Source organism: Streptomyces sp. NPDC057543 (genome assembly GCF_042801895.1).
In the GTDB taxonomy this organism is placed as follows: Bacteria; Actinomycetota; Actinomycetes; order Streptomycetales; family Streptomycetaceae; genus Streptomyces.
The window spans coordinates 1-1,456 of record NZ_JBHVFF010000581.1 but is presented as its reverse complement, the minus strand read 5'-3'; the positions used below and the strand labels follow the sequence as shown (position 1 = coordinate 1,456).

The 1,456-nt window shown below is 70.3% G+C and carries 2 protein-coding genes; one reads left to right on the top strand and one right to left on the bottom strand.

The genetic code is table 11. The annotated features are described in order from the left end of the window. Positions 1–443: TetR/AcrR family transcriptional regulator (locus ACFU8Q_RS41440; protein WP_384465379.1), on the bottom strand; the 443-nt coding region annotated here is incomplete at its 3' end. Positions 444–571: 128 nt separating this feature from the next. Between ACFU8Q_RS41440 and ACFU8Q_RS41435 the strand changes: the two genes are divergently transcribed. Further along, the coding region (locus tag ACFU8Q_RS41435; protein ID WP_384465377.1) for an alpha/beta fold hydrolase at positions 572–1,456 on the top strand (885 nt) is incomplete at its 3' end.

The following is a 1,456-nucleotide window of genomic DNA, read 5'->3' as shown; positions in this document are numbered from 1 at the left end:
GCCTGGGCCTGTTCGAGCAAGCCTGTCAGGGCGTTCTCCGCGGCGTCGGGGTTGTCGAGGAAGGGCTGAGCAGCCAGCGCCTCATCGGTCACGGACAGGATCGAGTAGGAGCTGTAGAGGAGGTGGAAGGTGCGGCTCTCCTCGTCGGTGGGGAGGGACGCCAGGAGGATCGCCTCGATGGTCGCGCGGGGGCCCGGGTCCGGGCCGGCGGCAGCCAGGCGGGTGCCCACCCGTGCGGTGAAGCGATCGGTCAGGTGCTGGACCCCGTAGAAGAGCAGCTTCTCCTTGGTCTCAAAGTAGTACTGCACGAGCCGGAGTGACACTCCGGCCTCCGCGGCCACGTCACGCATGCCGACGGCGTGCAGTCCTCGCCGCCCCGCGACCCGGATGAACGCATCGGCGATCTGGGTGCGCCGCTCCTCGTGATCCACGCGCTTTGGCATGTGCCGGTGTCTCCGCCCGTCGGTGGTGGGGTTCGCCGTCCGCTCTCTCCGGACGCCTTTATGGTACTGCCGTACCACCATCATGGTACGGTCGTATTACGAAGAACGGATCTTCCCGGAGGTGCCCCGTGCCCGAGAACACGACCCGTGTGCGCCGCGACGTCGGCCGCTACGTCAACGACACCCTGCGCGACCGCTACTTCGCCGCCAGCGACGTCCTCTACGCGATGGGCGCACCCGTTCGTTCCGAGACGGACGTCGAGACGAGCTTCGGCACCACGCACGTCTACCGGTACGGTCCCACCGACCCCGCCGCCGAATCCCGCACGCCGGTCGTCCTGATCCACGGCGCGGGCTACTGCTCGGCGATGTGGTATCCCAACACCCCCGCGCTCAGCGGCGAACGGCCCGTCTACGCGCTCGATACCCCGGGCGACGCCGGGCGCAGCGTCCACCGCGAGCCCATGTGGCAGCCCGAGCGTGCCGCCCAGTGGATGGACGAGGCCCTCGACGCGCTCGGCCTGGACCGGGTCCACCTCGTCGGCTCCTCATATGGCGGCTGGCTGGTGCTCAACCAGGCGCACCGCCGACCCGGACGGCTCGCCTCGGTCACCGCCCTCGACCCCGGCGGCCTGGAGAAGGTGGGCCTGCGCTTCTTCGCCTGGGTCTTCGTGAGCCTCTTCGCCAGCTTCGCCCCCAAGGCGCTGCGCCCCCGCCTCGCCTCCTGGCTGGAGCAGCCGGTCATCGCCGTTCCCGAGTTGCGGAAGTGGGTCCAGGTGGGCGCCCGGGCCTTCAGGATCCGCCGCCCCGCACCGCTGCCGCTGGCCGAGGACGCGCTGCACTCCATCCGGACCCCGCTCTACGTCATCATGGGCAAGCGCAGCCTTCTGGTACACCCGCAACGGCAGTTGGAGCGGGTGCCGCGCCTGATCCCCGGGGCCCGCGCCGAGATCATCGCCGCGACGGGCCACGGACCGCAGATCGACCATCCCGACGTGGTCAACGCCCGGATG